At 70.5% G+C, this 24,462-nt stretch carries 23 protein-coding genes, 1 tRNA gene, 1 pseudogene and 2 riboswitches; of the genes and pseudogenes, 11 read left to right on the top strand and 14 right to left on the bottom strand.

Annotation, left to right across the window (positions count from 1 at the left end; translation table 11 throughout):
* Positions 1-78 precede the first annotated feature (78 nt).
* From IG98_RS0105440 to bcp, 4 genes and pseudogenes are all read right to left on the bottom strand, one after another.
* Positions 79-1,278, bottom strand: a complete 1,200-nt coding sequence (locus tag IG98_RS0105440; RefSeq protein ID WP_030906389.1) for a sensor histidine kinase — start codon at positions 1,276-1,278, stop codon at positions 79-81.
* Between the two features lie 655 nt (positions 1,279-1,933).
* Positions 1,934-2,006, bottom strand: a tRNA-Leu gene (locus IG98_RS0105435).
* Positions 2,007-2,034: 28 nt separating this feature from the next.
* Positions 2,035-2,175 (bottom strand): annotated as a pseudogene (locus IG98_RS54750) (HNH endonuclease); the annotation flags it as partial.
* Positions 2,176-2,547: 372 nt separating this feature from the next.
* The gene (bcp, locus tag IG98_RS0105430; RefSeq protein ID WP_030906386.1) at positions 2,548-3,012 is read right to left on the bottom strand and encodes a thioredoxin-dependent thiol peroxidase; all 465 of its coding nucleotides are present in this window, start codon (positions 3,010-3,012) and stop codon (positions 2,548-2,550) included.
* 111 nt (positions 3,013-3,123) lie between these two features.
* Here bcp and IG98_RS0105425 point away from each other — a divergent pair, with 111 nt between their 5' ends.
* On the top strand, positions 3,124-3,456 hold the full coding sequence (locus IG98_RS0105425) for a DUF3618 domain-containing protein (RefSeq protein WP_030906381.1): 333 nt from the start codon (positions 3,124-3,126) through the stop codon (positions 3,454-3,456).
* Between the two features lie 170 nt (positions 3,457-3,626).
* Entirely contained in the window at positions 3,627-4,100 is a 474-nt protein-coding gene (locus IG98_RS0105420; RefSeq protein ID WP_030906378.1) for a hypothetical protein, read from the top strand.
* A gap of 140 nt (positions 4,101-4,240) precedes the next feature.
* Here the strand turns inward: IG98_RS0105420 and IG98_RS0105415 are convergent, their stop codons facing one another.
* On the bottom strand, positions 4,241-5,434 hold the full coding sequence (locus IG98_RS0105415) for an amino acid deaminase/aldolase (protein ID WP_030906375.1): 1,194 nt from the start codon (positions 5,432-5,434) through the stop codon (positions 4,241-4,243).
* A gap of 148 nt (positions 5,435-5,582) precedes the next feature.
* Between IG98_RS0105415 and IG98_RS0105410 the strand changes: the two genes are divergently transcribed.
* Complete coding sequence (locus IG98_RS0105410; protein ID WP_051751616.1) at positions 5,583-6,221, top strand: DUF6286 domain-containing protein; 639 nt, start codon at positions 5,583-5,585, stop codon at positions 6,219-6,221.
* 224 nt (positions 6,222-6,445) lie between these two features.
* Here IG98_RS0105410 and IG98_RS0105405 read toward each other — a convergent pair whose 3' ends face one another.
* The 5 genes from IG98_RS0105405 to IG98_RS0105385 all read right to left on the bottom strand — a co-directional run bounded on the left by IG98_RS0105405 (position 6,446) and on the right by IG98_RS0105385 (position 12,147).
* Positions 6,446-8,212, bottom strand: a complete 1,767-nt coding sequence (locus IG98_RS0105405; RefSeq protein WP_169750075.1) for a hypothetical protein — start codon at positions 8,210-8,212, stop codon at positions 6,446-6,448.
* A gap of 125 nt (positions 8,213-8,337) precedes the next feature.
* Positions 8,338-9,714: an L-serine ammonia-lyase gene (locus tag IG98_RS0105400; protein ID WP_030906363.1), complete on the bottom strand. Its 1,377-nt coding sequence runs from the start codon at positions 9,712-9,714 to the stop codon at positions 8,338-8,340.
* A 71-nt stretch (positions 9,715-9,785) separates the two neighbouring features.
* Entirely contained in the window at positions 9,786-10,175 is a 390-nt protein-coding gene (gene gcvH / locus IG98_RS0105395; RefSeq protein WP_030906360.1) for a glycine cleavage system protein GcvH, read from the bottom strand.
* Positions 10,172-11,263 carry a glycine cleavage system aminomethyltransferase GcvT gene (gcvT, locus tag IG98_RS0105390; RefSeq protein ID WP_030906357.1) on the bottom strand — a complete coding sequence of 364 codons (1,092 nt, stop codon included), beginning with the start codon at positions 11,261-11,263 and terminating at the stop codon, positions 10,172-10,174. Before gcvT ends, gcvH begins: the two co-directional genes overlap by 4 nt.
* 40 nt (positions 11,264-11,303) lie before the next feature.
* Positions 11,304-11,388: riboswitch (glycine riboswitch) on the bottom strand.
* 2 nt (positions 11,389-11,390) lie between these two features.
* Positions 11,391-11,489, bottom strand: a riboswitch (glycine riboswitch).
* A 70-nt stretch (positions 11,490-11,559) separates the two neighbouring features.
* On the bottom strand, positions 11,560-12,147 hold the full coding sequence (locus tag IG98_RS0105385) for a PadR family transcriptional regulator (RefSeq protein ID WP_084195146.1): 588 nt from the start codon (positions 12,145-12,147) through the stop codon (positions 11,560-11,562).
* Between the two features lie 65 nt (positions 12,148-12,212).
* Here IG98_RS0105385 and IG98_RS0105380 point away from each other — a divergent pair, with 65 nt between their 5' ends.
* Complete coding sequence (locus IG98_RS0105380) at positions 12,213-12,923, top strand: ABC transporter ATP-binding protein (protein WP_063766168.1); 711 nt, start codon at positions 12,213-12,215, stop codon at positions 12,921-12,923.
* Entirely contained in the window at positions 12,920-15,700 is a 2,781-nt protein-coding gene (locus IG98_RS0105375) for an ABC transporter permease (protein WP_030906348.1), read from the top strand. Before IG98_RS0105380 ends, IG98_RS0105375 begins: the two co-directional genes overlap by 4 nt.
* Positions 15,701-15,765: 65 nt before the next feature.
* Here IG98_RS0105375 and IG98_RS0105370 read toward each other — a convergent pair whose 3' ends face one another.
* The 4 genes from IG98_RS0105370 to IG98_RS0105355 all read right to left on the bottom strand — a co-directional run bounded on the left by IG98_RS0105370 (position 15,766) and on the right by IG98_RS0105355 (position 20,072).
* Positions 15,766-16,461, bottom strand: coding sequence for a gamma-glutamyl-gamma-aminobutyrate hydrolase family protein (locus tag IG98_RS0105370; protein ID WP_030906345.1), 696 nt, complete (start codon positions 16,459-16,461; stop codon positions 15,766-15,768).
* Positions 16,462-16,585: 124 nt separating this feature from the next.
* Positions 16,586-17,350: a 3-oxoacyl-ACP reductase gene (locus tag IG98_RS0105365; RefSeq protein ID WP_030906343.1), complete on the bottom strand. Its 765-nt coding sequence runs from the start codon at positions 17,348-17,350 to the stop codon at positions 16,586-16,588.
* Between the two features lie 5 nt (positions 17,351-17,355).
* Positions 17,356-18,702, bottom strand: coding sequence for an aldehyde dehydrogenase family protein (locus IG98_RS0105360; protein WP_084195191.1), 1,347 nt, complete (start codon positions 18,700-18,702; stop codon positions 17,356-17,358).
* Between the two features lie 2 nt (positions 18,703-18,704).
* The gene (locus IG98_RS0105355) at positions 18,705-20,072 is read right to left on the bottom strand and encodes a glutamine synthetase family protein (RefSeq protein WP_037969440.1); all 1,368 of its coding nucleotides are present in this window, start codon (positions 20,070-20,072) and stop codon (positions 18,705-18,707) included.
* Positions 20,073-20,136: 64 nt separating this feature from the next.
* On the opposite strand from IG98_RS0105355, the gene IG98_RS0105350 reads away from it, so the two are divergent.
* The 6 genes from IG98_RS0105350 to IG98_RS0105325 all read left to right on the top strand — a co-directional run bounded on the left by IG98_RS0105350 (position 20,137) and on the right by IG98_RS0105325 (position 24,040).
* A complete protein-coding gene (locus IG98_RS0105350) occupies positions 20,137-20,856 on the top strand; it encodes a FadR/GntR family transcriptional regulator (protein WP_030906334.1) in 720 nt (239 codons plus the stop codon).
* A gap of 39 nt (positions 20,857-20,895) precedes the next feature.
* Entirely contained in the window at positions 20,896-21,648 is a 753-nt protein-coding gene (locus IG98_RS0105345) for a hypothetical protein (RefSeq protein ID WP_037969432.1), read from the top strand.
* Positions 21,611-22,030, top strand: a complete 420-nt coding sequence (locus IG98_RS0105340; protein WP_211263906.1) for a hypothetical protein — start codon at positions 21,611-21,613, stop codon at positions 22,028-22,030. Before IG98_RS0105345 ends, IG98_RS0105340 begins: the two co-directional genes overlap by 38 nt.
* A 94-nt stretch (positions 22,031-22,124) precedes the next feature.
* Positions 22,125-22,322 carry a hypothetical protein gene (locus IG98_RS0105335; protein WP_157594169.1) on the top strand — a complete coding sequence of 66 codons (198 nt, stop codon included), beginning with the start codon at positions 22,125-22,127 and terminating at the stop codon, positions 22,320-22,322.
* Positions 22,323-22,574: 252 nt separating this feature from the next.
* Complete coding sequence (locus IG98_RS0105330) at positions 22,575-22,823, top strand: acyl carrier protein (protein ID WP_084195145.1); 249 nt, start codon at positions 22,575-22,577, stop codon at positions 22,821-22,823.
* A complete protein-coding gene (locus tag IG98_RS0105325; protein ID WP_030906320.1) occupies positions 22,820-24,040 on the top strand; it encodes a beta-ketoacyl-[acyl-carrier-protein] synthase family protein in 1,221 nt (406 codons plus the stop codon). Before IG98_RS0105330 ends, IG98_RS0105325 begins: the two co-directional genes overlap by 4 nt.
* The last annotated feature ends 422 nt before the right edge of the window (positions 24,041-24,462 follow it).

The following is a 24,462-nucleotide window of genomic DNA, read 5'->3' as shown; positions in this document are numbered from 1 at the left end:
GTCGCTCACCGCTCCACACCCGTCCCACTCTCCACAAGACACGCGTTCTCCATGGAACGCCCTACCGGACGCCCGCTCTCAGGCCGCCCGCCCCGCGCCGGCCTCACCGATCGGCAGCCGCGCCACCACCCGGAAACCACCACCGGGACCCGGCTCCGCCTGCACACTCCCACCGAACAGCGCGACCCGCTCCCGCATGCCGACCAGGCCGTGCCCGCCCTCACACCGCGGCGCCGCGGCACCACGACCGTCGTCGGTCACCCGCAACAGCAACTCCCGCACGTCGTACTCCATCTCCACCACGGCCCTGCTCTCCGGACCGCCATGCTTGAGAGTATTGGTGAGCGCCTCCTGCACGATCCGATAGACGGTCAACTGCTCCCCTTCGGGAAGCCTCCGCGGCACCCCGAGCACCCGGAACTCCACCGGCAGTCCGGACGCGCGCACCCGCGCCACCAGATCGTCCAGCTGCGACATGCTCGGCTGCGGAGCGTACTCCTCAGGCACACCGTCGGCCCGCAACACACCCACCATCCGCCGCATCTCCGCCAGCGCCCCGCGCCCCGTCGCCGAGACCGCCCGCATCGCCTGACGCGCCTGCTCCGGATCATGCTCGATCGCATAACCCGCCCCGTCCGCCTGAACGATCATCACGCTCACATTGTGCGCGACCACATCGTGCAGCTCACGAGCGATCCGAGCCCGTTCCGCCGCCGCCGCCAACCGGGCCTGCTGATCACGCTCCCGCTCGGCCCGCTCGGCCCGCTCCTCCAACCCCTCCAGATAGCGGCGACGGGTGTTCGCGTAGATCCCCGCGATCCAGATCGCCACCGTGAACGCCGAGGTCGTGGCGAAGGCACGCACGTCAAGTTCCGGCGCCAACCGGGCGAACGCCAGAGCCAGCCCCAGCTCCACCACCAGACCCGCGCCGACCGCCCAGCGCAGCGGGCGCCGCGACGCCACCCCGTACATGGCGACGAGCACCGAGACGTTGAAGAACAAGGGCTGCACCCCGAGAAGCCACTGCAGGAAACAGGTCAGCGAGATGATCACGAAAACCGTGACGGGACGCTGCCGCAGCCAGAGCAGTGGCACGAACAGCAACAGCCCCAGCCCCGCGAACCCCCACAGCCCAAGCCTCGCCGCCCCCAGCGCCGCCAGGTCGCCCGTCCCGACGGCCCAGACATTGAGCACCGAGACCAGCAGGAACGGGCTCAGCCACAGCACGTCCGTGATCCCGGGATGGCGCCTGCTCCAGGCGCGTAGTCTGCCGAACACACCACCACGATACGTATGCGCGGATCACCGCCCTTCCCCCTGAAGGCGGAGCCGGTGTACGACCCAGGTCGCACATCCGGCACGGCTTACAGAGCCTTTACGGCCCCTGCGGCACCATGGTTTATGGGAGCGCCCTCCGGGGTGAGTAAAGGGAGACAGTTTGTGATGATCAGTCACAACGACGCTGGGTCGCGCGGCATTTAGACCACGCCGCGCGACCTGACGTTTTTCCCGTTCCCCCGCCACGCCGGATACCGCTCCGCGCCCGCTCGGATGCTTCGGTGATCTCCCCCGAATCACCCGCCTACCCGCGCGGATCCACCGGGTTTTTCCCGTCCAGCGGTGGACACCGTGCCGTTCCGGGCGACGCCGGTCCCACGAGCGGTCGGTCGGAGCTCAAGCAGGTGACTCACCGAAGCCGTCCCCCACGGCGAAGCCACCCGCTCCGGCCTCACCCGCCATACCGGACGCGGCGGCACGGTCTTCCGCGAGGACGGATTCGCGCAGTAGTTGAATGGCTCTGCGTATGACCGCAGATCTCGACGCGAAGCGTCTTTCGGTCCGGCAGTATTCGATGAAGAATGAATCCTGAGCCGATATTGTTATGCTGGTGTCCATCGACTTCATGTCGACCGGTTGGCTTTGAATTGTTTTGTGGGGTCGACGGGATTCGAACCCGCTCTGGACGGTACCTAAAACCGTTGCCTCTACCGTTGGGCTACGACCCCTATTTTTCCCTGCGAAATTCTCTGTCTGTGAATGGCAGTTGGGGCAGAGAAAGCGCAGGTTTTCTTTTCTGTTGTCCAGCCAGTTGCCATTGATGTGGTCAACGTGCAGTGTCAACGCCTGACCTTGCCAGGCGCCCTCGATCCTACAGCCCGCGCAGCGGTACGGCATCCCGATTTCGATCAAGCTGCGCCTGATCTGCCCGGGGTCCGGACGCGGGCTGCCCTCCGGTCGTACGGCGAGAACCTGTTCCGGGCGACTGCGTCGTGGTGAGGGCTTCCCTCTGTTGGGGGAGACCCTGCGAAAGTGCGATGTGTCGATTCCGAAGCGCTTCAGTTGACGGCTGATATGGGCGTGGTTGCCGCCCGCGATGGTGATGCCGAGGCGGCGGAGGACGTCGGCGATGCTGAGGGAGTCGGCCGCGGCCTCCGCCAGCATTTCGGGGGTGTATTTGTATTTGACGGGCACGCGTCGAGCCTAGGTAACGGCTACGACAATTCTCGACGCGTGCCCACATCATGATAAATGGCTAAAAAAAGGGATTTAATCGACGCTGAGTTCGCGGCGGAGCCGGGCCACGTGGCCGGTCGCCTTCACGTTGTAGAGAGCTTTCTCGATCTTGCCGTCGGCGTCGATGACAAAGGTGGAGCGGATCACCCCGACCGTCGTCTTGCCGTACATCATCTTCTCCCCGTAGGCGTCGTAGGCCTTGTGGACCTCCAGGTCCGGGTCCGACAGCAGCGGAAAGGTCAGCGCGTCGCGCTCGACGAACTTGGCGAGCTTGGCCGGGGTGTCCTTCGAGACGCCGAGCACGGCGAGGCCGGCCGAGGTGAGCGAGGCCAGGCTGTCGCGGAAGTCGCAGGCCTGTTTGGTGCAGCCGGGGGTCATCGCGGCGGGGTAGAAGTAGAGGATGACGCGCCGGCCGCGGTACTGCTCAAGCGACACGGTGGTGCCGTCGGCGGCCGGAAGCGTGAAGTCCGGGGCGGCGTCGCCCGGCTCGAGTTTCATGATGTCCCTCCGAGGAATGGTTCCCAGGTCAACTTACCGGCCTGCCCGAAGTGCCGTGGGTGGGCCGGACCTGACAGACTGATCGATGTCAAGGAGTAGGGGAGGAGAGCCATGGCGGACACCGATCCCGCGGAGTTGGAGCGGCAGATCGAGCGCACACGCGCGGAGTTGGCTCAGACGGTGGACGCCATCGCGGACCGGGTGAGCCCCAAGCGGGTCGCGGAGCGTGGCGTGGCGAAGGTCAGGGCGAATGCCGAGCATCTTGTCGCCCAGGTCGGTGACCTGGTGACCGGTGCGGCGGGGCCGAAACCGGTCAGGCTGGATGGCGAGCCCGAGGATCTGTGGGCGGAAGACCGGCCGGATCTGGCGCCGATCCTGATCGGTGTGGGGGCGTTGCTGGCGGTCAGTGCGGTGATCATGTTGTGGCGGCGCCGTCGGCCGTGACCGGCGGACGGCGCCGTCGCGCGGCGACGGGTGTGCGGGGTGTCGGCGCCGATCCTGACCGCTGCGAAGGGCGCCGGTGGTCGGCGGCCCCGAGTTGAGTAGGGGTTTACTCATGTGCCCTTTTCCTTGCTCGCGGAACATTGCGAGCAAGGAAAAGGGAGGGTAAATCCGTGAAAAGCATCATTCGCGCCGCGGTCGCGGTGGCGGCGACCACCGGTCTCATGCTGACGGTGGCTCCGGCCGCCTTCGCGGCGGCGCCGGTGTCGGCCGCGCGTGACTTCGATGACAGCTTCGACCAGGAGTCCAGGAACGGTCTGGCCACGGTCGAGGCCGAGTACTCGGTCGAGGGCGACGACGAGGACGAGAACACGTTCGCGCTGCGGGGCGGGCTGTACGACGGTGACAGGCGTTCGCTGGCTCGGGGCGGCCGGTGCGCCTACTTCGAGGTGCAGGCCGCCTCGTCCGATGACGAGGACTGGAATGCCGTCAAGCGGGTGAAGCAGTGCGGCTATGACGACACCAAGTACTTCCGCGTCAAGGCACACGATGTCAGCGAGGTGCGGGTGAGAACCTGCCAGATCAGCTACCAGGGTTGGTCCACCTACAAGTGCAGCAGGTGGTACGAGCTCGACCTGGGCTTCTAGAGGTTTCCGCCGAGCCCTGGCACGGGGCCTCTCCGGGCTCGGGGGCAGCGCGGGCCTCCGGGGCCGGAGGGTGGGGGATGAGACACGAGCGGGCATCCGCCGGTGGGCGAGGTGCCCGCTCCGCGTGCGCGGGTGATGGGTCAGAGGAAGGTGTGGCCCTCGCCCCGGTAGGTGGGGACCTCGTCCACCACCCTGTCCCCGTCGATCAGGTGCAGGCTGGCGAAGCGCTCGCAGAGCTCGCCGGCCTTGGCGTGCCTGAACCAGACCCGGTCGCCGGCGCGCAGGTCCTCGGCGGCCTGCCCGACCAGGGGGGTCTGGACCTCGCCGGCTCCCTCGTCGGGGTCGTAGCGCAACCCGCACGGCAGGTAGGGCTGGGGCAGGCGGTCGGCGCCGGGGGTGCCGGAGGCCGGATAGCCGCCGCCGAGGACCGTGACGACGCCGGGTGCGGGGCGGCGTACGACGGGCAGGGCGAAGAGGGCGGCGGGGTGGCCGCCGAAGCCCCGGTAGAAGTCGAACAGGCGGGGGTGGAAGAAGCCGGAGCCGGCGGCGATCTCGGTGACGGCCCTCTCCTTGGCGGTCTTCTCGATGCTGCCGGTGCCGCCGCCGTTGACGAACTCCAGGTCGGTGATCTGGCGGACGGCCTGGACGATCCGGCCCCTGCGTGTGATCAGCTCGCGCTGGGACCGGGTCTGCATCAGGCGGATGGCCCGGGTGAGGGCGGGCTTGCCGGGAGGGGCGTCGCCGACCCCGGCGATCTGCGCCTCGTACGCCATCACGCCCACGAGGCGGAATCCGGGGCGTTTGGCGATCTGGGTGGCCAGGTCGGCGGCCTGGTCGCTCTCGCGGATGGGGGAGCGGCGGACGCCCGCCCGGAACCGGCCGCCGAAGGCGAGGTAGCCCGCGTCGATGTCGAGGCAGACCCGGATCTCCTGGCGGCCGTGGACGCCGGCGACGGCGGAGTCGACGAGGTCGAGGTGGTCGATCTGGTCCACCATGACGGTGATCTCCCGTGCGGCGAGCGGTTCGGCGGCCAGCTCGGCGAGCGCGGCGCGGTCCACCGTGGGGTAGGCGACGAGTACGTTCCGCATTCCGGTGGAGACCAGCCAGAGGGCCTCGGGGAGGGTGAAGGCCATGATCCCGGTGAAGCCGTCCATGGCGAGGATCCGTTCGAGCACGGCCCGGGACCTGATGGACTTGCTGGCGACCCTGATCGGCTTGCCGTGAGCCCGATGGAGCATTCCCTCGGCATTGGCGCGCAGGGCGGGCAGGTCAAGGACGGCGAAGGGGGGGTCCAGGTGTGCGGTGGCCCGGTTGTAGCGCTGGAGGTCGTCCATATCCGCAGGATAACCCGGCTCGGGAGAATATGAGCAGTGTTCATGTTGTTGGGAGGTGCTCAATGCTCCCGCAAGGAGGTCCCCAAGATCGCGCAAGAGGGCGGTTGATCCCGGACTCGACCCCGCCGGAACGCGTACACCTGACCGAATGACGACTACTCTCCAGGACGTCCTGGCGGGCTCGGGGGGCACCGGGAGCGCGGGAGGCAGGGCGGCCGAGCAGTTTCAGGACGTCCGCCGCAGGTCGGTGCGGCTGCTTCGGCCGGGGAGGACCCCGGCGGGCGTGTCGGCGGCGCTGCTGGCGTCCGTCGTGCTGTCGGTCTCGGCCGCGGTGACCGTGGGCCTGCTGATGGAGTCGCCCGTCGCGCGAATGCCCTACCGGCGGCTCGTCAACGGCGCCGGCTCATGGAGCTGGTCGGACCCCGTCGTGTTCGCCATGGCAGTGCTCGCCATGGCGGCGGGCCTGCTGATGCTCGGGCTCGCGGCCCTGCCGGGACGGCCCAGGCTGGTGCCGCTGGAGTCGGGGGATCCGCACCTGGTGATCGGGATCACCAGGTCCGGGCTCTGCCGCACGCTGGGGGAGGCGGCGGCGTCGGTGGAGGAGGTGAACGGGGCACGGGTCCGGCTCGCGTCGCGGATCGTCGAGGTCACCGTGTTCACCGAGGCCGAGCGGACCGGGCCGGTGCTGCGCGGGGTGGGCGCGGCGGTGGGTGACCGGATGGCGGGCCTGGGCGCGATGTGCGCGGGCGACGTCGTGGTGCGGCTGCGCAGGCGGAGGGTCAGATGAGACCGTACCTCGGCAACCGGATCGGCCTGGCCGTCACCGGCGCGGTGCTGGCCTGCGCCGGTCTCTACGCCTTCCTGCGGGGACGTGGCGACCTGCCCGGCCAGCCGCCGGGGGCCAGGCTCGTGCGCGGGGGGTTTCCCGGGTGGCTGGCCGCGCATCCGTGGCTGGGCTGGCTGGTCGCGCTGCTGCTGGTGGTGCTCGCGCTGCTGGCGGTGCGCTGGCTGCTACACGCCCTGGGCTGGAGACGGTGGGGCAGGCGGACCGGAACGGGGACCGCGATGCTCGCCGTTGCCCTTAAAGAAGTCGAAGGGCTCGTCCGGATTCGGGTCAGGTACGTAAGGCACGAGCGGTTGCGAATCAGTGTGGGCTGCGCGCCGGGGACCGATGTCGGCAGGCTCGTGGCGCGGCTGAACAAGGACGCGGTGGGGAAGGTCAGACGGGCTCTCGGGGAGGTAGAACTCGGCGCGATGGTTCGGCTGCACGTCCGCCGGCGCTGACCTGCCGTACATCGGCTCCTCGACGGGGCTCGCGTACACCGGCCGCTCGGCGGTCCTGCCGTAGGCCGGTTCGAAGTCCGGCTCCTCGGGGGCGCTCTCCTGCTGCCGGACGCCGAAGGCCAGTCCGGCGGCCAGGCAGAGCAGCGGGAGCGCGGGCACCACGTAGCGGTGGTCGAAGGCCGCGATGAAGGGCGGCAGGATCAGCAGCATGGTCCCCGCGGCCCAGGGCAGCAGCACCGCGCCGCCGAGCCGCCGCAGCCGCATCAGCACGCCGACCAGGCCGACCAGGCAGATCACCGCGAGGAACGGGCCGCGCACGAAGCCGTGCTCCTGGTAGCCGCGCAGCCAGCCCGCGTACGGCTCGGCCATCGTCGGCGCGCCCGAGGAGCCCTGGTAGGCCACGGTCAGTTGCTCGGCGGTCTTCCCCTGGGAGGCGGCCCCGGTGGGGAAGGGGGGCAGCGTGTCGGGGAAGACGTAGGCGCTCTGCGGCCCGGGGGTCGGGTAGACGCGCCGGGTCCAGTCGAAGATGTGGACCGCGTCGTCCAGGCCCGCCCGCAGGAAGTCCAGGGGCTGGGCCTTGATGGCCTGGGTGGCGAAGGCGCCGGCGAGCGCGTCGCGCTCGGCCCAGCTGCCCTTGACCTTGTTCAGCGGTGAGGCGCCGTCCTGGATGTAGACCGGCGGCGCCGCGCGCCGCCCCACCGGTTCTGTGGGGCACAGGGCCGCCTCGGGGCCGGTCGGCCGGATCCTGGCGCAGTCGGCGAAGGTCATCGTCCGCGCCCACAGGAAGGCGTTGCCCCGGGTCAGCGCGTAGCCGCCGTGCTCGGATTCGAACCAGGCGGCGTAGGAGCCCAGGCCGATGGCGGCGGCCAGGGCCGCCGAGACGACCGCCCGCCACCCGGCCCGGCGGATCACCAGGCAGACCAGCGCCACGGCGATCAGCGGCAGCCCGATGGTCCGGGTGACCGTCGCGGCGGCCAGCAGCAGGCCGGCCAGCGCCGCGACCCAGGCGGCCGGGCGTTGCCGCCACAGCAGCAGGGTGACCGCCGACACCGCCAGGAACTGGAAGAGCAGGTCGGCCATGACGAGGTGTTCGAGCTGGATCTGGTGGGCGTCCAGCAACGCCGGCAGTGCGGCGAGCGTCGCGCCCCATCCCGGCAGGCGGCCCAGCCTGCGCAGCAGCAGGTAGACGCAGAGCGCCACGGTCAGCCCGAGCAGGTGCTGGACGACGACCACGGCCTGGACGTCGGCCAGCGGTTTGAGGATCCACAGGAACAGTGAGTAGCCCGCGGGGCGGGACTCCAGGGGGCGGGGGCCGAGCCCGGCGTTCAGGTATAAGAAGGAGTCGGCCCAGAACCACAGGGCGGGCCGGTAGCCGAGCACGGCCAGGGCGCGCAGGCCGCCGCCGGCCAGCAGGGCGGCGATGAAGAGCCAGTGTGCCCCGAGGAAACGGAGCACCCGCGAGGCACGGTTCGCCGGGTGCGTTCCCGTTACCACCGCGACCTCCCGAGTCCAGCGGACATGGCCACCCAGCATAGGCGCGGGACGGGAGGGGCCTATGCGTGATGCGAAATTTGGTGGCGATCGAGTTCTATGCGGCTTTCCTTATCGGAAGTACGGGGTCAGCACTCGATGACGTTCACCGCGAGCCCGCCGCGGCTGGTCTCCTTGTACTTGTCGAGCATGTCGCGGCCGGTGTCGCGCATCGTCTTGATGGCCTTGTCCAGCGAGACGAAGTGGCGGCCGTCGCCGCGCAGCGCGATCCTGGCCGCGGCGATGGCCTTGATCGAGGCGACGGCGTTGCGCTCGATGCACGGGATCTGCACCAGGCCGCCGATCGGGTCGCAGGTCAGCCCCAGATTGTGCTCGATGCCGATCTCGGCGGCGTTCTCGACCTGCTCGGGGGTGCCGCCCATCACCTCGGTGAGCCCGGCGGCGGCCATCGAGCAGGCCGAGCCGACCTCACCCTGGCAGCCCACCTCGGCCCCGGAGATGGAGGCGTTCTCCTTGAAGAGCACGCCGATCGCCCCCGCGGTCAGCAGGAAGCGGATCACGCCCTCGTCGTCGGAGTCCTTCGTGAAGCGGTCGTAGTAGGTGAGCACGGCGGGGATGATGCCCGCGGCGCCGTTGGTGGGCGCGGTGACGATCCGGCCCCCGGCGGCGTTCTCCTCATTGACCGCGAGGGCGAACAGCGAGACCCAGTCAATCGTCTGCAGCGAGTCCTTCTCCGCCGACTCGCTCCGCAGCTGCCGGTGGAGCTGGTGGGCGCGGCGGCGGACCTTCAGGCCGCCGGGCAGCACGCCCTCCTTGTCGATGCCGCGCCGCACGCACTCGCTCATCACCCGCCACAGGACGAGCAGCTGGTCGCGGATCTCGGCCTCGGTGCGGCCGAACGCCCGCTCGTTCTCCAGCATCAGCCCGGAGATCGACAGCCCGGTCTCCGCGCACTGGGCGAGCAGTTCCGCGGCCGTGGTGAAGGGGTGCGGCAGGACCGTGTCGTCGGGTTTGATCCGGTCGGCGCCGGTGGCGTTCTCGTCGACGACGAAGCCGCCGCCCACCGAGTAGTAGACCTTCTCGCGCAGCGTCTCGCCGGACTCCGACAGGGCGGTGAAGCGCATGCCGTTGGGGTGGTGGGGCAGCGAGATCTTGCGTTCGAAGACGAGGTCCTCGCCGATGACGAAGGGGATCTCGTGGGAGTCGTACAGGCGGACGGTGCCCTTCTCACGCATGGCGGCCAGCCGCTCGTCGACCGTGTCGACGTCGACCAGCTCGGGTTTCTCGCCCGACAGGCCGAGCAGCACCGCCTTGTCGCTGCCGTGACCCTTGCCGGTCAGCCCGAGCGAGCCGTACAGGATGGCGCTCACCCGCGCGGTCTTCTCCAGCAACCCGTCCTGGTGCAGGCCCCGGGCGAACTTGTGGGCGGCGGCCATCGGGCCGCCCGTGTGCGAGCTGGACGGGCCGATTCCGATCTTGAAGAGATCGAAGACACTGATCGTCATCTGAATCCTTCCAGCGTGGACGGTCACGCGCGCCCTCCGGACGCGCGTGACCGTGACGCGAGGCGTCGAACTTATGACTCACCCGAGGTGAGCGCGGTGTACTCCTCCGGCGACAGCAGGTCGTCGGCGGAGCCCTCAAGACGTACGCGGAACAGCCAGCCGTCACCGTAGGAGTCGCTGTTGACCAGCGAGGGGTCGTCCACGACCGCCTGGTTGACCTCCACGACCTCGCCGGTGACCGGTGCGAAGATGTCACTCACCGACTTGGTCGACTCGACCTCGCCGACGGCGTCACCGGTGGCGATCGACGCGCCGACCTCCGGTACCTGCACGTAGACCACGTCGCCGAGCGCCTCGGCGGCGTAGGCGGTGATGCCAACGGTGAGGGTCAGGCCGTCGTCGACGCCGCCGATCCACTCGTGTTCCTTGGTGTAGTGCAGGTCCTCGGGAATGCTGCTCATTTTTTCCTCCTATAGAAAGGCAGTTCGACGACCTCGACCGGCTCGCGGCTGCCCCGGATGTCAACGGCCAGTCCCGACGACAGGCCGCTGTCCACGTAGGCCATGGCGATGGGCCTGCCCAGTGTCTGGGAGGGCGCCCCGCTGGTGACCTCCCCGACGACCGTGCCGTCGTCGGCGACCACCACCGGATACCCGTGCCGGGGCACCCTGCGGCCGTGCCCGACCAGGCCGACCAGACGACGGGCCGGCGGGACGTCCCTGAGCGGTTCGAGGGCGGCCCGGCCGACGAAGTCGCCCGGCTTGTCAAACCTCACCACACGGCCGAGCCCGGCGTCGAACGGAGTGAGGTCCGCGGAGAGCTCGTTGCCGTAGAGCGGCATGCCGGCCTCCAGACGGAGGGTGTCGCGCGCGGACAGGCCGGCGGGGACCAGCCCGTGCGGTGCGCCCGCCTCGGTGAGGGCGGCCCAGAGGGGTTCCGCCGCCGAGGCCGCGACGAACAGCTCGAAGCCGTCCTCGCCGGTGTATCCGGTGCGGGCGACGAGGGCCTCGTGTCCGGCCACCACGGCGGGCAGGCCCGCGTAGTACCCGAGCCCGTCCAGGTCGGCATCGGTGAGAGTGCTCAGGATCTCCACCGAACGCGGTCCCTGGATCGCGACCAGCGCGTACTCCTCGGAGCGGTCCCGCACCGCGGCGTCGAACTCCTTGGCACGCTCGGTCAGCTCGGCGGCCACCCGGGGGTAGTTGGAGGCGTTGGCGACGACCATGAACTCCTCGGGGGCCAGCCGGTAGACGATCAGGTCGTCCAGCACGCCGCCCCCGGCGTCGACGATCATCGTGTAGCGGGCGCGGCCGGGCACCAGCGCGGAGAGGTGGCCGACCAGCGCGTGGTCGAGGGCCTCGGCGGCCTGCGGGCCGGTCACGAAGATCTCCCCCATGTGGGAGAGGTCGAACAGGCCGGCCGCCTGGCGGACCGCGTTGTGCTCGGCGGACTCACTGCCGTAGCGGAGCGGCATCAGCCAGCCCGCGAAGTCGGTCAGCGTCGCGCCGAGGGACTCGTGCACGCCGCGCAGCGGCGTAGGTCGGGACATGTTCGCACCTCAGACAAGGGACAGATGAGATCATCCTCCCCCTCTGTCATTGGTGCCTGAGAGTTTCATCCGGGTTTTGCCGGACTTTCACCTTCGGCGAGGTCGTGGGACCTGCTTTCCAGAGGCACCTACCCGCACGGTCCTTTGCCTTGAGAGGTTCGCGGGGAGGGCTTGCTCCTTCAGGGGTCCTGGCCTGGATGTCAGGACGCTCTCCCGCGCGGGGTTCATCGGTGTCGTCGGCCAGCCTAACCGCCCGCACCGGCCGAGCGAAATCCCCTCGCACCGGCCGGCTGGGATCAGGCACCCTCGCCAAGTGCCCGGAGACCATCGCCCTCGGGCCTTACGGTGTGCACGTCCGTGCCGGCGGTGGCCATCGCCGTCAGACGCTCCTCGGCGCCGTCGACGATCTGCAGGTCGGCTCTGGTGTGCGCGATGGCCGCGTCGACGAGCAGGGACACCAGGGGGTCGTCCTGCTCGCGGCGCAGGCGTGTCAGTGCCGCCAGGTCCGAGAGGTAGGCCTGGCGCTGCGCGGACACGAACGAGCCGAGCGCGTCCGTGCCCAGCCGGGTGGCCGCGAGCAGCTTGAGGAACAGTTCGTCCCGGAATCCCGACGAGCGGACCCAGGGAGCGCTCGCCCATTCCCGCAGCTCACCGGCACCGCTCTCGGTCAGCTGGTACAGCGTCTTGTCCGGGCGGTCGCTCTGGGTCACGTGACTGCGGGTCACGTGGCCGTCCCTGACCAGCCGGTCCAGGATCTGGTACAGGTGCCCGATGTTGAGGCCGCCCCACTGAGGGCCGACCGCCGCCTCGAACCGGGCCTTGAGTTCGTAGCCGTGGCTGGGCCCGTCGGCCAGCAGGGTGAGCACGGCATGGCTAAGTGGCATGATTTCTACATTGTCACAAGATAGGAGCTTCACGAACCCTTATGCATTGTGACAATGTAGCGGCCATGAGCGTTGAAGTCAGCCTGCGAGGCGTCAGCCGCGTCCACGGCTCCACCAGGGCACTCGACGAGGTCGGCCTGGAGGTCGGGGCCGGTCAGGCGGTCGCGTTCACCGGGCCCTCGGGGGCGGGCAAATCCACGCTCCTCCATCTCGTCGGTGCGATGGATCTCCCCGACGGGGGCGAGATCCACGTCGGAGGAAAGCGCGTCGACGATCTCGGGCGCCGGGGTCTCGACCGGCACCGGCGCGCGGTGGGCTTCGTCTTCCAGCGTTTCCACCTGCTCCCGGCGCTGAGCCTGCTGGACAACGTGCTCGCCCCCGTACTGCCGCGCAGGGTGGGCTTCGACCGCCGGGCCCGGGCCAGGGAACTGCTGGCCGCGGTCGGGCTGGCCGACCGGGAGCGGGCGCTGCCCGGCGAACTCTCCGGCGGGCAGCAGCAGCGGGTGGCGATCGCCCGGGCGCTGATCGCCCATCCGCCGCTGCTCCTGGCGGACGAGCCCACCGGCAACCTCGACAGCGTCACCGGCCAGGAGATCGTCGACCTGCTGTTCTCCCTGCGGGAGGAGTACGGCATGACCATGCTGGTCGCCACCCACAATCCCGAGGTGGCGGCGGCGTGCGACCGGGTGGTCCGGATGCGTGACGGCCGGATCACCGGCGACGACCGGGTGACGCCCGCCCAGGACGTGCTCGGCCGGATCGGGCGGCTCGGATGACCCGCCTGCTCTGGGCCCGGCTCCGCCACCGGTTCGGCCGGGCACTGCTGCTCCTGTTCGGCATCGTGGTCGCGGCCACCGGGTTCACCGTGCTGACCGGCACCGCCGAGACCCAGCGTCTGGAGATCATCGGTACCGTCGGGAAGAACTTCCGGGCGCAGTACGACATCCTGGTCCGCCCGGAGAACTCGGCCACCGCCATCGAGCGGTCGCAGGGGCTGGTCCGCGCCAACTACCTGTCGGACGTCTTCGGAGGGATCACCTTCGACCAGTACGAGCGGATCAAGCGAGTCAACGGCGTCGAGATCGCCGCCCCGATCGGCATGATCGGTCATGTCGTGCACACGGCGGGCGTCAGGGTCGACGTGACGGACCTGCTGCACGAGGGCGACCGCACGATGCTGAGCGTGGAGCGCACCCGGGTCACCGACCGAGGCCTCACCCGCATCCCGTTCCTGCAGCCCCAGTACGAGTACGTCACCCGCCGCCCCGTCACGCTCGACTTCACAGAGATCGCCGACGGGGGCGAGTCCGTCGAGGGGGCCGAGGAGGAGCTGCTCGATGGCCGGCGGGTCCGGTTGGCGACCTCGCTCGGCTGGTCGGAGGACCCGGCGAGGACCAGTCCCTTCCCCTCCGAGCGGACGCTGCCCGACCGCGGCTACTGGTCCACCCGGACCGGCCTGGGCGACGGCAGCGGATATTTCTGGAACGGACTGAAGCCCGGCCAGGCGGGCGTGCCGCTCTACCAGGAGTTCCCGTTCGTGCTCGCGGCCGTCGACCCGGATGCCGAGGCCCGGCTGGCAGGGTTGGAGGGGGCGATGGTCGAGGGACGCTACCTCACGGTGAAGGCGGCCAGGGACGACCCCAACGAGATCCCGCTGATCGCGGCCTCGGTGCCCTACACGGACCAGCGGGACGAGGTCGTGATCCGGCGGCTGCCCGCCGAGGCGGCCGAGAAGGTCACCGAGGGCGTGCCGGCCAAGAGGCTCCTGTCCTATCTCGCCGCGAACCGGGGTGAGGAGGTCCGGCGTCTCACCCTCGACGCCGGACAGGTCTACGAGTCGATGCTCGACCGGTGGTCGGACCTGTCGGACGGGCACTACGTGCCGTTGACGAGGTACTGGACATCCGGGCCCGTCGACTACCGGCAACGGGGAGCGCGTGAGCTCGACGCGCTCCCGGTGCGGAACGGGTCCGGTGTCTGGAAGGATCCGTGGTTCTCGGGGGTGACGAGGGTGACCAAGGACCTCCAGGGCGCGACGGTCGGGGCATCCGACACCCAGTTCCGCACGCTGAACCGCAGGGCGATCTCCAAACGCCACACCGGGGATCTCAAGTCCCGTGTCGTCGGACGGTTCGACCCGGCCAGGCTGCCCGGTTTCAGCGAGCTGACCCGGCTCCCCATGGAGACCTACAACCCGCCGGTCGCCATGCCGGGCGACGGCCGGACCACCGCGCTCCTCGGCGGCCGGACTCTGCTGCCCAACGACAACGTCGCCGGATACCTCCAGACGCCGCCCCTGCTCCTCACCAGCCTGCAGTGGCTGGAGGAGATCGCGGAGAGGACCGAGGGGCGGCCCGCGGCGCGGGCGCCGCTGAGCGTCATACGGGTACGGGTCGACGGTGTCACCGGGCCCGACCCGGTCAGCCGGGAGCGGATCGGTCAGGTGGCCAGGGACATCGTGGCGGCCACCGGACTGAAGGTGGACATCACGGTCGGCTCGTCGCCGTCGCCGATGACGGTGAACCTGCCCGCCGGGTCCTTCGGGCGTCCCGCGCTGACCCTCCGGGAGGACTGGGTGAACAAGAACGTCGCCTACCGGATCCTGAACGCCGCCGATCGCAAGTCGCTCGTGTTGTTCGTACTGGTCCTGGCCGTCTGCGGGTTGTTCGTGCTCAACGGTGCGGCGGCGACCGTGCGGGCCAGGAGGTCCGAGCTCGGCGTGCTGGCCTGCCTGGGCTGGTCGCGGCCGAAACTGTTCGGGACCGTGCTCTGCGAGGTCGGCGCCATCGGTCTGCTGGCAGGCCTGCTGTCCGTCGCGCTGGCCTGGCCCGTCGCCCTGTGGTCGGGGGTCGCGCCGCCGGGGCAGCGGGCGTGGCTGGCGGTCCCGGCGGCGGTGACGCTGGCGCTGTCGGCGGGACTGGTCCCTGCCTGGCGGGCCTCGCGGGTGCCGCCCGCGGAGGCGGTGCGGCCCGCCGTGCGGCTGCCGCGCAGGGCGCGCTCGCCGCGCGGGGTGGCCGGGCTGGCGGTGAGCGGGTTGACCAGGTCCCCCGGGCGGACCCTGCTGGGCGCGGCGACGCTCGCGGCCGCGGTCTTCGGGCTGACGATGCTGCTCGGCGTCACCTACGGCTTCCGCGGCCGGGTGGTGGGCTCGCTGCTCGGCGACGCCATAGTGGTGCAGGCCCGCCCGGCCGACTACGCGGCTGTCGCGGTGATGTTCGGGCTGGCGGTGCTGGCCGTGGCCGACGTGCTCTACCTGGGGATACGGGAGCGCGACACCGAGCTGGCCGTGCTGCGCGCCTCGGGCTGGTCGGGGGGCTCGCTGGCCCGGCTGATCGTTCTGGAAGGGGCCGGCATCGGCCTGCTCGGCGCCCTCGTCGGGGTCCTGGGCGGGGTGACGGCCGCGTTCGCGCTGGCGGGCGGCCTGCCGGGCGCGGTGGTCGTGGGAGCGGCGGTCGCGGCGGTGGTGGCCGTCACGCTCGCGGCCCTGGCCTCCGTCGTTCCCGCCCTGCTGGTGCAGCGGCTCCCGCTGGCCCTGATCCTCACCCGGGAATGAGCCCGGCTCCGGTGCTCCGCCCCACGGTGAGCGGGCCTGGGGTGAGCGTGCCCGGGTCGGGCCGCTCAGCGGCGGGCGTGCCGGACCAGCGCCTCGAACAGGGCAGGCTCGTCGTCGGTCTCGGGATGCCACTGGACGGCGAGGGCGAACGGATGATCCTCCACCTCCACGGCCTCCACCGTGCCGTCCTCGGCGTGGGCGGTCACGGTCAGGCCCTCGGCGAGCAGGTCGACGGCCTGGTGGTGGTAGTGGGCCACGTCCACGGTCTCGGTTCCGAAGACCTTCGAGGTCAGGCTGCCGGGGGCGAGCCGCACCGGCATCCTGCCGTAGCTGCCGGGGGCCGGGGCATGCCCCTGGTGGCCCACCACGTCTGGCAGGTGCTGGTGGAGGCCGCCGCCGAGGGCGACGTTCAGGATCTGCATGCCCCTGCAGACGCCGAGGAAGGGCAGGTCCCGCTCCAGCGCCACCCGGACCAGTCCCAGCTCGGCGTCGTCGCGGAACGACCGGACGTAGCCGGTCCGCTCGTGCGGTTGCTGTCCGTACCGTTCCGGGCCGACGTCCCCGCCGCCGGCCAGGATCAGCCCGTCCAGGCGCTCCACCAGCGTCGCGGGGTCGCCCGCGGGCGGCAGGATCACCGGCTGCCCGCCCGCGCGGGCCACGTGGTCGACGTAGTCGTACGGCAGCAGCGCGGTGGTCGTCTCCCAGACGGTGAACCTCGCGGGTTCGACGTAGCAGGTGATGCCGATGACGGGACGGGACATGGTCTCTTTCTCACGCGGACGCCGGTGACATGGGACATCTGCCCATGTCCTCGCACGCTATCGGGGCCAGGGTATGGCCTGGGCAAATCCCGCCACCGCCGGTCGCGAAGATGGCGGGGAGCGGTCAGAGCGGCGTGACGTAGGCGCCCGAGATGCCGCCGTCCACCAGGAACTCCGAGCCGGTGATGAAGCTCGCGTCGTCCGAGGCGAGGAACGCCACCGCGGCGGCGATCTCGGTCGCCTCGGCGAAGCGGCCGATCGGGATGTGCACCAGGCGGCGCTGTGCCCGCTCGGGGTCCTTGGCGAACAACTCCTGCAGCAGCGGGGTGTTGACCGGGCCGGGGCAGAGCGCGTTGACCCGGATGCCCTCGCGGGCGAACTGCACACCCAGCTCGCGCGACATCGCCAGCACCCCGCCCTTGGAGGCGGTGTAGGAGATCTGGCTGGTCGCCGAGCCCATCACGGCCACGAACGACGCGGTGTTGATGATCGACCCCTTGCCCTGCCGTCGCATGTACGGGATGGCGTGCTTGCAGCACAGGTAGACGGAGGTGAGGTTGACCTCCTGGACCCGGCGCCAGGCGTCGATGCCGGTCTCCAGGATCGAGTCGTCCTCCGGCGGTGAGATGCCCGCGTTGTTGAACGCGATGTCCACGCTGCCGTAGCTGTCGAACGCGGTCGAAAACATCCGGACGACGTCGTCCTCGCTGGTCACGTCGGCCTTCACGAACAGGCCGCCGACCTCGGCCGCGGCCGCCGCGCCGGTCGTCTCGTCCAGGTCCACGCACACGACGCGGGCGCCCTCCTCGGCGAACCGGCGCGCGGTGGCCAGGCCGATCCCGCTGCCGGCGCCCGTGATGACGGCCACCCGGTCCTGCAAACGCAGCATCGCTTCTACTCCTCGGAAATGAAGACGTTCTTGGTCTCGGTGAACGCGGACAGGGCGTCCGGTCCCAGCTCGCGGCCGAGACCCGACTGCTTGAAACCGCCGAACGGGGTCCAGTAGCGGACGCTCGAATGCGAGTTGACGCTCAGGTTGCCCGCCTCGACGGCCCTGGCCACCCGGAGCGCCCGGCCGACGTCACGGGTCCAGATGGACCCGCTCAGGCCGTACGGGGTGTCGTTGGCGATCCGTACGGCGTCCGCCTCGTCGTCGAACGGCAGCACCGACACCACCGGTCCGAAGATCTCCTCGGTGAACGCCCGGTCGTCGGCCGAGCTCGGGGTCAGGACCGTCGGCGGGAACCAGAACCCCGGCCCCGACGGGCACGCGCCCCGCAGGTAGGGCGGCCCGGTGACGTAGGAGGCCACCCGCTCCCGGTGTTCGGCGCTGATCAGCGGGCCCATCTCGGTGCTCTCGTCGCGGGGGTCGCCGACTCGGACGTTCAGCACGGCCTCGCCGAACCGGGCCAGGAACTCGTCGTGCACCGAGCGCTCGACCAGGATCCGGGAGCGCGCGCAGCAGTCCTGGCCCGCGTTGTCGAAGACCGCGTACGGCGCGGTCGCCGCCGCCCGTTCCAGGTCGGCGTCGGCGAAGACCACGTTGGCGCTCTTGCCGCCCAGCTCCAGGGTGAGCCGCTTGACCTGCCCGGCGCAGACGGCGGCGATCTCCTTGCCCACCTCGGTGGAACCGGTGAACACGATCTTCGCCACGTCCGGGTGCTCGACCAGCCGGGCGCCCGCGACCTCTCCGGCGCCGGGCAGGACCTGGAACACCCCCTCGGGCAGTCCGGCGGCCAGGGCCAGCTCGGCCACCCGCAGGGCGGTCAGCGGTGTCCACTCGGCGGGCTTGACGATCACGGTGTTGCCCGCGGCCAGCGCCGGGGCCGTCCCCCAGGTCATGATGACCATCGGGAAGTTCCACGGCACGATCACCCCGACGACGCCCAGCGGTTCCCTGAAGGTGACGTCCAGGCCGCCGGGCACCGGGATCTGCAGGCCGTGGTCGCGCTCGGGCGCCCCGGCGTAGAAGTCGAGCACGTCGGCGACGTTGCCCGCCTCCCAGCGGGCGTTGCCGATCGTGTGCCCGGCGCCCGCGACCTCGGCCAGGGCCAGTTCCTCGGCGTGCTCGCGCACCAGCGAGGCGAACCGGCGCAGCAGCCGGGCCCGGTCGGAAGGGCCGACGCTCCGCCAGGTGGCGAAGGCCCTTCTGGCGCGCTCCACCGCCCTGTCGACCTCGGCGGCGTCCGCCATCTCGACCTCGGCGATCACCTCTTCTGTCGCCGGATTTATGATCTTCACCGTCACATCCGTTCGAATCCTCGGAACAGCTCCCAGTCGGTCACCGCCGCGTCGAAGGCGGCCAGCTCGGTCCGGGCGTTGTTCGCGTAGTGCGCCACGACGTCCTCGCCGAAGACGGAGGCCGCGAACGCGGAGCCCTCCCAGAGCTCCAGCGCGTCCCGCAGCGTGTGCGGGACGGTCTCCGCGCCCGAGGTGTAGGCGTTCCCCGTGACCGCCTCCTGGAGCGGCAGCTCGTTCTCGACGCCGTGCAGCCCGGCCGCGACCAGTGCCGAGACCGCCAGGTAGGGGTTGACGTCGCCGCCGGGCACCCGGTTCTCGATCCGCAGCGAGGAGCCGTGGCCGACCAGGCGCAGCGCGCACGTCCTGTTGTCCACGCCCCACTTGACGGCGGTGGGGGCGAAGCTGCCCGGCACATACCGCTTGTAGGAGTTGACGTTCGGCGCGTACAGCAGGGTCAGCTCGCGCATGAGGGCGAGCTGGCCGGCGATGAAGTGCTGTCCCGTCGCGGACAGTCCGTGCGCCTCGGAACCCGCCATGACCGGTTCTCCGGTGGCGTCCCTGAGCGAGATGTGGATGTGGCAGGAGTTGCCCTCGCGCTGGTTCGGTTTGGCCATGAAGGTGATCGACACGCCCTCTTGGGCGGCGATCTCCTTGGCGCCGTTCTTGTAGACGGCGTGGTCGTCGCAGCTGGACAGGGCCTCGCCGAAGCGGAAGGCGATCTCGTGCTGGCCGAGGTTGCACTCGCCCTTGGCCGACTCGACGTACATGCCCGCGCCCTCCATGCCGAGCCTTATCCTGCGCAGCAGCGGCTCGACCCTGGCGGTGCCGAGAAGGGAGTAGTCGACGTTGTAGAGGTTGGCGGGCGTCAGGTCACGGTAACCGCCGCGCCAGGCGTCCTCGTAGCTGTCGTTGAAGATCACGAACTCCAGCTCGGTCCCGACGAAAGCCCCCCAGCCCCGCTCGGTCAGCCGGGCGAGTTGCCGGCGCAGGATCTGCCGCGGCGAGGCGGTCACGTCGGAGCCGTCCTCCCAGAGCAGGTCGGCCATCACCAGGGCCGTCCCCTCCTGCCACGGCACCCGGCGCAGGGTGGACAGGTCGGGTTTCATGACGAAGTCGCCGTATCCCCGCTCCCAGGAGGACATCGCGTAGCCGTCGACCGTGTTCATGTCGACGTCGACCGCGAGCAGGTAGTTGCATCCCTCGGCGGCGTGTCCCAGCACCTCCTGCAGGAAGTAACGTGCCGACAGGCGTTTCCCCTGCAGGCGGCCCTGCATGTCGACGATCGCCAGCAGCACGGTGTCGATCCGTCCTGCCCGCACCTCGTCGTGAAGTTCGCGGACGTCCACACGCCCTCCTCGCCGGAGTCTTATTGGGCTAGTGTCAGACCATTGACGTGTAGCGGGGGGAGCATTGTCAAGGGCCGGAGGAGATCAATTGGACGAGGTGTCGCGACTGGCGACCGTGCTGCGGCCGGTGCGCGCGGGCAACGCGTTCGAGGAGACCGTGGAACGCCTGCTCCAGGTCATCAAGCTGGGGCTGGTGGCCGAGAAGCTGCCGCCCGAGCGGGAGCTCGCCGCCCAGCTCGGGATCAGCAGGGTCACCTTGCGCGAGGCCATCCGCGCCCTGGCGGAGGCGGGCTACCTCACCGTGCGCCGTGGCAGGTACGGCGGCGCTTTTCTCACCTACACCCCGCCGCGCCCGCGCCGTGACGATCTGCGCAGGGCGGTCGTCGACATGGGCACCGACGACCTGGGTGACGCGCTCACCTTCAGGATGGCCGTGGAGTGCGGCGCAGCCCAGGTGCTCGCCACCGCCGCGCTCACCGAGGAGCGGCGCGACACCCTGCGGGAGCGGCTGCGCGAGGTCAACTCGTCGGGGCCCGACGACTACCGCCGCCTCGACACGGCCTTTCACCTGGCCATCGCCGAGCTGACCGGCTCCTCGCTGCTCGCCGCGGCCTGCGCCGACGCCCGGCTGCGGGTCACCGACCTGCTCAACGCCATCCCGGTGCTCCGGCGCAACATCGAGCACGCCGCGATCCAGCACGAGGCGATCGTGACGGCGATCCTGGCCGGCGACCCCGAGGGTGCGCGCCGCGCCGTGGCCGAGCACCTTGAGGGCACCGCCGCGCTGCTGCGGGGCTTCCTCGCATAGCCTGAGGAAACGGTGGGAGATTTGTTCCGAGATCGGATCATGGAAACAGGACGGCTGCCGCTGTTCTGTTTCTTTGTCGCGCTGATCGTCGCCTTCGTGTTCACCAGGATCAACGTCCGGCTCATCCGGGCCAAGATCGGCTGGTTCCGTAACGTCAACGTCGGCGAGATGCACATCCACCACGTGGTGTTCGGCGTGGTGCTGACCCTGCTCGGCGGGGTGTCCGGCCTCATCGTCTCCGGGGTCTCCGAGGGCTGGTACGCGGTGACGGCGGCGATCTTCGGCATCGGCGCCGCCCTCGTCCTCGACGAGTTCGCGCTGATCCTGCACCTGCGCGACGTCTACTGGGAGGAGGAGGGCCGAGCCTCCGTCGACGCGGTGTTCATCGCCGTCGCGATCACCGGCCTGCTCCTGCTCGGCCTGCGCCCCCTCGGCTGGGAGAACTCCGACGGCACCCCCAGGGGCACCTGGCTGACCGTCGGCTTCATCGTGACCAATCTCGGGCTCGCCGTGGTCACGCTGCTCAAGGGCAAGATCTGGACGGGCCTGGTCGGACTGTTCGTGCCGGTCCTCCTGGTGCCGGGGGCCGTGCGGCTGGCCCGCCCGGGATCGCCCTGGGCGCACTGGTTCTTCGCTCCGGGTGCCCGGCACCCGCGGCTCCGCAAGATGGCCAGGGCCGAGCGCCGCGAGGAGCGCTGGCGCCGCCCGGTGATCCGCGGCAAGATCGCGTTCCAGGAGTTCGTCTCCGGCCGCCATGACCTCCCCTCCACCCGCCGCCGCGCCCGCCGCTGAGCCGCCGATGTCCTCGCCGTCGCCCCCGCCGTCGTCCTCGCCGGGTGGACCGGGAGCCGAGGCCGGCCCGCGAGTGTGGGCACTGCACGAGCGCGGTCTCGCCCGCGACGTCATCGACGTCGCCTCGGTCTCCGAGTCGTACGGCTTCCGCGAACTCGAACACCTCGCCCGCCTGCACGACGAGGGGTTCTCGCTCGCCGAGCTGGTGATGCGGCTGGAGTTCGTCGCGCTGATCGCCGACGAGGACTTCGAGGCCCACGGCGTGGCGGGCGATCGGCTCCGGGAGATCCGCCGGTTCGCCGGCGCCTGGGTGGAGGACATCGGGCTGCGCCGTGCGGAGGAGGGCGACATCGACTACGACGACGTCCCCGACCTCGACTGAGGGGCGTGGGGAAAGCGGCTGAGCTTGCGAACCCGTGCATATCCGGTCGCCTGCCGGGCAGATGACGGCCCTGCCTGTCGAAAGGGTGCTGATCATGGGTCTGATGGAGAAGCTCAACCTGCGCGAAATGAAGGCCAGGGCCAAGCGGAGGCTGGCCGGGCGGACGGGCAACCGCCGGCTGGTGGCCGAGGCCAGAACCGAGGAGGCCGAGGCGAAGCTGCTGAAGACCCAGGACGAGATCCTGGACACCGTCGCGGAGATGCGCAGGGAGTACGGCGTCCGCCGCCGCTGACTCCGCTCGCCGGTGTCCCGCCGATGGGCTCCTCGCCGAGCCGGCTCCGGATCGGCGGGGCACCGGTGCGCGGTGGCCGGTCCTCGGCCCGGCTCCGGAAGGGGCGATTTTTCACCGCGCCGCTCATCACTTAATGAGTAGAAATTTCAAGAATTCCGCCTGGTCGTACATAGACAGAACATATGTCTGTTTCGCTATAGTCCGAAGACATTGCAGGGGCGCGAGTGGACCAATCCTTTTAAAGGTGGGCGAATGACAAGCCTCGATTCAGCGACATCCGTGGTCCGGTCGGCGATCGCCGAGGTGCTGAGCGTACCGAGCGATCAGGTGAAGCCGGGGGCCACCATCGCCGACCACCAGATCGACAGCCTGGAATGGGTGGAGATCTCCGTCATCATCGAGGAGAAGCTGGGCATCCAGCTCGACCCCAGTGACTTCGCCGGGGCGCAGACCGTCGCCGACATGGCGGGCGTACTGCACGCCGCGCTGGCGGCCCGGTGACGCGCGTCGTCATCACGGGGCTGGGGGTCAAGAGCCCGGCGGGCAACACGGCGCAGGACGTCTTCGCCACGGTGCTCGCGGGCAAGTCGCTCGCGACCGCCATCCCCGAACTGGCCGACGCCCGGGTGCCGGTCTCGATCGGGTGCCCGCTGGCACCGTTCGAGCCGGACGACTACTTCGGCGGGCGCGAGCTCCGGACCCTCGACCGCACCTCCCAGATCGGCCTCGCCGCGGCGATCGACGCCGTCGCCGACGCGGACGGCCTGCCCGCCGAGGGCTGCGGGGTGTACGTGGGCACCGGTGGCGGCGGGTTCGCCACCCTGGAGAACCTGATCGTGGGGCACACGCTCGGCAGGGAGAAGGTGCCCGTCCACGCGGTCCCGACACTGATGTCCAGCTCGACCGCCTCGCGCATCGCCATCAGGTACGGCTTCAGGGGGCCATGCCTCACCTTCAACACGGCCTGCGCCAGCGGGGCCACCGCGATCGGCGAGGCGTTGCGCGCGATCCGCTCGGGCGTGGTCGGCTCCGCCGTCGCCGGGGGCCTGGACGCGCTGCTCTCCCCGCTCGCGATGGAGGCCTTCGCCCGGGTCGGTGCCCTGTCGGAGCGGACGCACGCCCCCTCGGAGGCGTCCCGCCCCTTCGACGCCGACCGTGACGGCTTCGTCATGGGGGAGGGCGCGGCCTTTCTCGTCCTGGAGCGCGCGGACCTCGCCGAGGCGCGAGGAGCCCGTGTCTACGGCGAGGTCAGCGGCTACGCGGCCAACTGCGACGCCAACCACATCGTGGCCCCGCTGCGGGACGGCTCGGTGGCGGCCGAGTGCATGCGCGCCGCCCTGCTCGACGCCGGACTCGACACCGGCGACGTCGGGCACGTCAACGCCCACGGGACCTCGACCCCGCACAACGACAGCGCCGAGGCCGCCGCCCTGCACGCGTGCTTCGGCGGCCGTACGCCCCCGGTGACCTCGACCAAGGGCGTGACCGGTCACCTTGTCGGCGGCGCGGGTGCGCTGGAGGCGGTCATCGCCCTGCTGTCGGCCCGAGAGGGCCTGATTCCCCCGACCGCCAACTTCGCGGGTGGCCCCGAGGCCGACCTCATCGACATCGTCTGTGGTGAGCCCCGGCCCGCGGCCGTCGCCCCCGTCCTGTCCAACTCCTTCGGCTTCGGGGGCAGCAACGCCTGCCTGGTCCTCACCCCCTCCCCGGAGTCCTGACATTCCGTGAGGCCCCGACGGTTCGGCGCCGTTTCACGGCGGGCAGTCGGGGCCTTCGCCCACGTCCTGCTGCGCGGCCCCCGGCTCCTGCTGCCCGGGTTGGTCCCGCCGCCCGGTGGCTGTCCGGCATGGTGAAGGTCGCGCGGTGGTACTGGCGTGGTTGTGTAAATTCATATCGTTCACAAAGGAATAATTCGGACATCGGGTCGATGGTCTGATTCGCCATCCGGCGAACCGGGCATCCCCGCCTGTGCGAAGCCTCTCCTTCGCACCGGGGTGCCCCATCGGGCGCGCGCCGCATTCGATCTCCCGATCCCGTCCGTGCGGGACGAAGATCGGGGCGCGACGATCGTTACGGCCACCACCGGGGGGTGTCGCGGGCGTGCCGCCCGTGACACCCCCTGCCGTGATACCCCTTCCCG

The organism is Streptosporangium amethystogenes (genome assembly GCF_000721075.1).
GTDB lineage: Bacteria > Actinomycetota > Actinomycetes > Streptosporangiales > Streptosporangiaceae > Streptosporangium > Streptosporangium amethystogenes.
Note: the sequence above shows the minus strand (reverse complement) of the source record. Positions and strands in the feature narration are given on the sequence as shown.